Source organism: Oceanisphaera sp., assembly GCF_052084945.1.
Taxonomy (GTDB): Bacteria; Pseudomonadota; Gammaproteobacteria; order Enterobacterales; family Aeromonadaceae; genus Oceanimonas.
Genome location: NZ_JBQDEX010000026.1, coordinates 1 through 6,834 on the forward strand (window position 1 = coordinate 1; position 6,834 = coordinate 6,834).

General features: G+C 45.3%; 8 protein-coding genes. All 8 read right to left on the reverse strand.

Going from position 1 to position 6,834, the window contains the following annotated elements:
• Positions 1 to 130: 130 nt before the first annotated feature.
• Positions 131 to 580 carry a ClpXP protease specificity-enhancing factor gene (locus ACTHY5_RS03990; RefSeq protein WP_441876699.1) on the reverse strand — a complete coding sequence of 150 codons (450 nt, stop codon included), beginning with the start codon at positions 578 to 580 and terminating at the stop codon, positions 131 to 133.
• Between the two features lies 1 nt (position 581).
• On the reverse strand, positions 582 to 1,211 hold the full coding sequence (sspA, locus tag ACTHY5_RS03995) for a stringent starvation protein SspA (protein WP_441876701.1): 630 nt from the start codon (positions 1,209 to 1,211) through the stop codon (positions 582 to 584).
• An 86-nt stretch (positions 1,212 to 1,297) separates the two neighbouring features.
• On the reverse strand, positions 1,298 to 2,029 hold the full coding sequence (locus tag ACTHY5_RS04000; RefSeq protein ID WP_441876704.1) for a cytochrome c1: 732 nt from the start codon (positions 2,027 to 2,029) through the stop codon (positions 1,298 to 1,300).
• Entirely contained in the window at positions 2,026 to 3,243 is a 1,218-nt protein-coding gene (locus ACTHY5_RS04005; protein ID WP_441876707.1) for a cytochrome b, read from the reverse strand. The genes ACTHY5_RS04000 and ACTHY5_RS04005 overlap by 4 nt, the downstream gene beginning before the upstream one ends.
• 2 nt (positions 3,244 to 3,245) lie before the next feature.
• The gene (gene petA / locus ACTHY5_RS04010; RefSeq protein WP_441876710.1) at positions 3,246 to 3,836 is read right to left on the reverse strand and encodes a ubiquinol-cytochrome c reductase iron-sulfur subunit; all 591 of its coding nucleotides are present in this window, start codon (positions 3,834 to 3,836) and stop codon (positions 3,246 to 3,248) included.
• Between the two features lie 278 nt (positions 3,837 to 4,114).
• Entirely contained in the window at positions 4,115 to 4,507 is a 393-nt protein-coding gene (gene rpsI / locus ACTHY5_RS04015) for a 30S ribosomal protein S9 (RefSeq protein ID WP_208005111.1), read from the reverse strand.
• 15 nt (positions 4,508 to 4,522) lie between these two features.
• Positions 4,523 to 4,951: a 50S ribosomal protein L13 gene (gene rplM, locus ACTHY5_RS04020; RefSeq protein WP_441876713.1), complete on the reverse strand. Its 429-nt coding sequence runs from the start codon at positions 4,949 to 4,951 to the stop codon at positions 4,523 to 4,525.
• Between the two features lie 443 nt (positions 4,952 to 5,394).
• Positions 5,395 to 6,507 carry a cell division protein ZapE gene (gene zapE / locus ACTHY5_RS04025; RefSeq protein WP_441876716.1) on the reverse strand — a complete coding sequence of 371 codons (1,113 nt, stop codon included), beginning with the start codon at positions 6,505 to 6,507 and terminating at the stop codon, positions 5,395 to 5,397.
• Between the last annotated feature and the right edge of the window lie 327 nt (positions 6,508 to 6,834).

Here is a 6,834-nt window from a genome sequence, read left to right on the forward strand (position 1 = left end):
AAAATAGTCCTTAGTTTTTACTTAATACAAACTGACCACATACTTACTTAGATTGGTATTATACCAATCGTGACATTAGCCATAAAAAACGCAGCCTATTGGCTGCGTTTTTTATTATTCATTATTGCTGCTACTTAACTACCCGCAAGCTGGGCTTGCCTTTCTTAGGGGGAGTGGGGCCTTCTTCCGGCTCTTCATCAACGGCGGAACTATCTAATACCGTTAACTCACTTTCAGAAGTGGCTTGCCACGCTTCGTACGCAGCTTCAGGCGGGAAAAAGGTACCTGCACCATTTTCACGCGCCTGAATTGACACCACTGCCGCCATAGGAACGTACACCTGAAACGGTGAGCCCCCAAAACGCGCGCTAAAGGTGACGGCCTCGTTATCTATTTGTAAGCCAACAACCGCCTGAGGTGCTATATTCAGCACTATTTGGCCATCATTTACATACTGCTGCGGTATCAATGTATGAGGTAACTCTGCATTCACCAGCAAATGCGGTGTCAGTTCGTTATCTAATAACCACTCATAAAAAGCACGCAACAAATAAGGGCGGCTGGGTGTCAAGTTATCCATATTAAATCTTACCACCAAGATCACGTTCAGTTTCAGTCATAGAAGCCTGATAAGACTCACGCTCAAACAGACGGATCATATACCCTTTAAGCTCTTTCGCTCCTTTACCCGACAACTCAATGCCAAGAGAAGGCAGGCGCCATAACAAAGGTGCCATATAGCAATCAACCAAGCTGAACTCTTCGCTCATAAAATACGGATACTCAGCAAACACAGGCGCGACCGCTAACAAAGCTTCGCGTAACTCTTTGCGCGCTTCATCTGCTTTCTCGTTACGCTGAATCCGTGTAACTAAACAATACCAGTCTTGCTTAATACGGTGCATCATTAAGCGACTGTTACCGCGAGCAACCGGGTACACAGGCATCAAGGGTGGGTGAGGAAAACGCTCATCCAAATATTCCATAATAATGTCTGACTCATACAATACCAACTCGCGATCGACCAAGGTCGGTAGCGTGCCGTACGCATTAAGCTCCAGCATTTCTTCGGGTAGCGCATCAAGCTCTACTTGACTGATCTCAACACTCACGCCTTTTTCCGCCAAGACAATACGTACTTGGTGGCTGTAAATATCATCGGCGCCAGAAAACAGCGTCATGATGGAGCGTTTATTAGCCGCAACTGCCATGAAATCCTCCACAAATCATAAAGAGGAACGGCAATGGACACTATAGTTCCATTGCCGCCCCAAAACTTAGCTTAGACGATGTCTAATCAGTGTACGTCACGCCAGTATTCTTTCTTCAGCATATAACCAAAAATGAAGAAAATAACTAAAAAGCCCAGCACCCAATAACCGATGCGGTGACGCTCTAGCTTAATGGGATCAGCGGAGTAAGCTAAGAAGTTAACAATATCTAATACCGCTTTATCGTATTCTTCTGTTGTTAGCTCGCCGTTACCATCTACTTCAATGCCAACCGGTGTTTCTACTTCTTCACCGTCTACCGTATGCACTTGCGTTTTTAACGTAGCACTACCTTGCAATGGTTCTAGCACATGGGGCATACCCACAGATGGAAACACCAAGTTGTTTACCCCAAACGGACGCTCACTATCCTTATAAAAAGAACGCAAGTACGTGTACAACCAATCGGTGCCACGCACTCGGGCCACCAGAGTTAAGTCTGGAGGCGGAGCACCAAACCAATTAGCCGCGTCTTTCTCAGGAATAGAGTTCGTCATCAAATCACCAATGGCGACACCGGTGAAATTAAGGTTTGCCTGCATCACATCTTCAGGAATGTCTAAGTCTTTCGCAACACGGTTATAGCGTTGATACTGAGTACTATGACACCCGGCGCAGTAGTTCATAAACAACTTTGCACCGCTTTGTAGTGACGCTTTATCAGTGAGATCATAATTCGCTTTGTCTAGCTTGACCGAACCTGAGGCAAAGGCCAACGCTGGCAAAAAGGCGAGTACAGCAATGATTAACTTCTTCATTTGAATGTCACCCTCTCTGGCAGTGGTTGAGTCTTTTCGTTCTTACTGTAGAAAAATAACAGTACAAAGAAAGCGAAATAACCAAATGAACAAATCTGCGCCAACAAGGTAAGAGCCGGCGTAGAAGCCAAGGTCCCTAATACACCCAAGATAATGAAGCAGATCACAAACATAATGATATTCCACAAGTGCAGCTTACTGCGATAGCGGAATGAGCGAACCTTACAACGGTCTAACCATGGCAGAACAAACAACACGGCAATAGACAGCCCCATTAAGATAACACCGGCCAACTTATCAGGCACAGCACGCAAAATGGCGTAGAAAGGCGTGAAATACCAAACAGGAGCTATGTGCTCTGGAGTTTTCAAGCTATTAGCCGCTTCAAAGTTTGGCGCTTCTAGGAAGTAACCGCCCCCTTCAGGCATAAAGAAGATAAAGAAGGCAAAAATAAACAAGAAACCAGCTACGCCCACTACGTCTTTTACGGTGTAGTAAGGGTGGAACGGAATCGCGTCTTTTGGCCAGCCGTTTTCATCTTTTACTTTCTTAATATCAATGCCGTCTGGGTTGTTAGAACCCACTTCGTGCAATGCTACTATGTGCAAAAACACCAAGATTACTAATACCAATGGCAGCGCAATCACGTGCAAGGCAAAGAAACGCGTTAGAGTCACACCAGAAATAACGTAGTCACCGCGGATCCACAAGGTTAAGTCATCACCTATCACGGGAATCGCCCCGAATAGCGAGATAATCACCTGTGCACCCCAGTATGACATTTGTCCCCAAGGTAACAGATAACCCATAAAGGCTTCTGCCATTAGCACCAAGAAGATCAACATACCAAACAGCCACAACAGCTCACGCGGCTTCTGGTAAGAGCCATAAATTAGGCCACGAAACATGTGTAGATACACCACCACGAAAAACGCAGAGGCTCCAGTACTGTGCATATAGCGCAGTAACCAGCCGTAATCTACATCACGCATAATATATTCAACAGACGCAAAGGCACCTTCACCGGAAGGATTATAGTTCATGGTTAACCAGACACCCGTAAGGATCTGATTGACCAACACTAGCATGGCTAATGAGCCAAAGAAGTACCAGAAGTTAAAGTTTTTTGGCGCCGGATATTGGCCTACATGCTTGTTGTAGGTCGCCGTCATCGGGATCCGTTCGTCAATCCAAGATACGATTTTACCCAGCATACTTAGGCTCCTTCCTTGTCTTCGCCCACTAAAATGGTCGCGTCATTGACATAGTAATAAGGGGGGACAACCAGGTTTAATGGTGCAGGAACGCTTTTGAAAACGCGGCCAGCCATATCAAACTTGGAACCGTGACAAGGGCAGAAGAAACCAGCGGTAACTCCTTTGACCTGTTCACCAAAAGAATCTGGCAAATAGGTCGGCGAGCACCCTAAATGGGTACAAATACCAACGGTTACCAGTAATTCAGGCTTAATTGAACGATATTCGTTTTGTGCATATTCCGGCTGTTGCGGCTCATCAGAATGAGGGTCTCGCAACTGGTCATCTAACTTAGCCAGAGAATCAATAGTAGCTTGGTTACGACGGACCACCCAAACAGGCTTACCTCGCCATTCTACCCGGATTAACTGGCCCGGCTCTATTTTGCTGACATCCACTTCCACTGGAGCCCCGGCCGCCTTTGCTTTGGCGCTAGGATTCCATGAAGAAATAAAAGGTACAGCGACAAATGCAGCACCGACCCCACCCACTGCTGTGGTGGACCAGGTCAGAAATCTGCGGCGACCGGTATCAACTGGCGCATTGCTCATCCAAAAACTCTCCCATTTGGTCTCCGCGCGTTTTTATTGTTCGTTCCATGCGTCATGACGACTTGTGACAATTGCGGCGGATATTATGGTTTCAACTGTCACTAAACCCAGAAATTCTAAAGAAAAACGAGGCATTTTACAAGTTAGAGAAAGGTATCAATTCACGCCTCTTTATTACTTGTTCTGTCTTACAAAAGCGTAAACAACACAAAAAACTTTCAACATACATAAAAAAAGCCTGGGCAAACCCAGGCTTTTGTTGTAAATCGTCTTCCCAATTAACGCTTAGAGAACTGAGGACGCTTACGTGCTTTATGTAGGCCGATTTTCTTACGCTCAACTTTACGAGCGTCACGAGTTACGAAGCCTGCTTTACGCAGAGAGCTACGCAATGTCTCGTCGAATTGCATCAGGGCACGTGTAATGCCATGACGAATCGCACCAGCTTGACCAGAGATACCACCACCAGCAACAGTGATGTATAGGTCAAATTTTTCAGTCATTTCAACCAGTTCTAAAGGCTGACGAACTACCATGCGGGCAGTTTCGCGGCCAAAATACTGATCCAAAGAACGCTTATTGATTACGATATTGCCGCTACCCGGCTTCACGAATACTCGTGCAGTTGAGCTTTTACGACGGCCAGTACCGTAGTATTGAGTTTCTGCCATTTGCCTAATCCCGCCTTAAATGTCCAGTACTTGTGGTTGTTGCGCTGCATGGTTGTGCTGAGCACCCGAGAAGACTTTCATCTTACGGAACATGGCACGACCTAGAGGGCCACGAGGCAGCATGCCGCGAACGGCAGACTCAATTACCATCTCTGGCTTACGCTCAATTAGCTTTTCAAAGTTAATTGATTTCAAGCCACCCGGAAAACCGGTGTGAGAGTAGTAAATCTTGTCTTCAGATTTATTACCGCTAACCTGAACCTTCTCAGCATTAACAACAACGATGTAATCGCCACAGTCAACATGCGGGGTAAATTCTGGCTTATGCTTACCACGCAGACGAAGCGCAATCTCAGTGGCCAAACGACCTAGAGTTTTGCCTTCTGCATCAACAACGTACCAGTCACGCTTTACGGTTTCTGGCTTAGCAACAAAAGTTTTCATGGATGAACCCAAATTACTTAAAATGAATATACACTTGCGCAATAGCGCAAAACACGAGCAAACACATACCCCTTCGAGTATCAGTCTGTTTACAGTGATGCCGTCCGTTAGACAGCAGTGTAACGTGGGCAGAGCGATTATAGGTAAAGTTGCCGTAAAAATCACCTACTATTTTTAATGCCCATTAAAGATAGTCGATTCGCTCAGCCTTATGCCAATATCATGCCCTGATACTGGGCTGCATATTTTGGCATTCTCCCCCCGCTAAAGAAAGACCTTTCTCTAACAAAGCATCCAATGCCACACAGGTTTTAACAAATTCTCAATCTGTCATCAAACTCAGGCTGCTTTTAGTTACAACGTTAGCTATTTATCTGCGCCCTAGTAAATACATATTCCAAGGCAACGGGTGCAAAAGGCTTACTAACACAGCCCACTGGGCGTTAAGGAAGATGCTCTAAGGCTAAGTATTCGTGAGACTGCATTTCAGTCAGCCGCGATAAGCAGCGTTTAAACTCAAAGCTGAGGCGCCCTCCGCTATAAAGTTGCTCCATCTCAACCTCAGCCGACATAATCAATTTGACATGTCGCTCATAAAATTCATCGACCATTGCAATAAAACGCCGAGCGGCATCATCAGTATCACTGTTCATTTGAAGCACATTCGCCAGCAAGACCGCTGAATAACGCTGAGCAAGCTCAATATAATCATTCTGTGAGCGCGCGCTACAGCAGAGCTGTTGAAAATCAATATAAAGTACGCCATCACCCTCTGCTAAGGTGGTTAATGATCGGTGGTTAACTTCAATATCTTGTTCCCAGCGGCTTGCACCTTGGCTTAAGCGGACAAAATAGCTTTCTAAATTATGCCTCGCTTGTTCGTCCAAAGGAGCATGGTAGATTTCGGCCTGCGTTAATGTGCGTAATCGGTGATCGATGCCTGAGTCGACATTTACCACCTCACAGCGCTGCTTAATCAACTCAATCGCCGGTAAAAAACGGGCCCGTTGCAAACCATTTTTATACAGTTCATCTGGAGGAATGTTAGAGGTCGCCACTAGAATTACTTCATGGGCAAATAAATACTCAAACAGAGTCCCTAAAATCATTGCATCGGTAATATCAGAGACAAAGAACTCGTCAAAACAAATAATCTGCGTTTGTTGTGCAAGCCGTGCTGCCACTACCTTAAGTGGATCTGACTGTCCTTTTAAACTTTTGAGCTCTTGATGCACTCGCAACATAAAATGATGAAAGTGAATTCTTAGTTTATTGTCAAAAGGTAAGCACTGATAAAAGGTATCCATTAAATACGTTTTACCACGCCCAACTCCGCCCCAAAAATAGAGCCCAGTGATGGCAGGGTTAGCGGGAGGCCTATGCCCGGCCATTTTTTGCCACCAGCTCAACTTAGGTGGCGCAGGTGGTCGCGTTTGTAAGTCATCAAAAAGGCGTTGCAAATGCGCCACCGCCTCAGCCTGTGCTGAATCGGCAACAAAATCATCACGGCGCAAATCGGCATGATATCGGGCACTGGGGGTCATGTTTAACGTCATAAGGAGTAAGTGGTCACATTAACAAGAAACAGACTTGAGTGTACTGGGCTTCAACTAAGAGGTGAAGTAAGAAGCGGATAATGATCACAAAACCCAACATCTAATACCAATCTGAAAAAGACTTTATAGGGTAAGAGCCAAACACCCAGCTATTAGCAGAGGTGCCCTTAGTTTTTACTTAATGCAAACTGACCATATACTTACTTAGATTGGTATAAAACTTTCTGGTCACAAAACAAGCAAAGATAATAAAAATCGCTCCCATTGGAACTCTTATTAGCTAATATGGGTCTGAATACACACTTTTCTTAATGCATCGGTCTACTT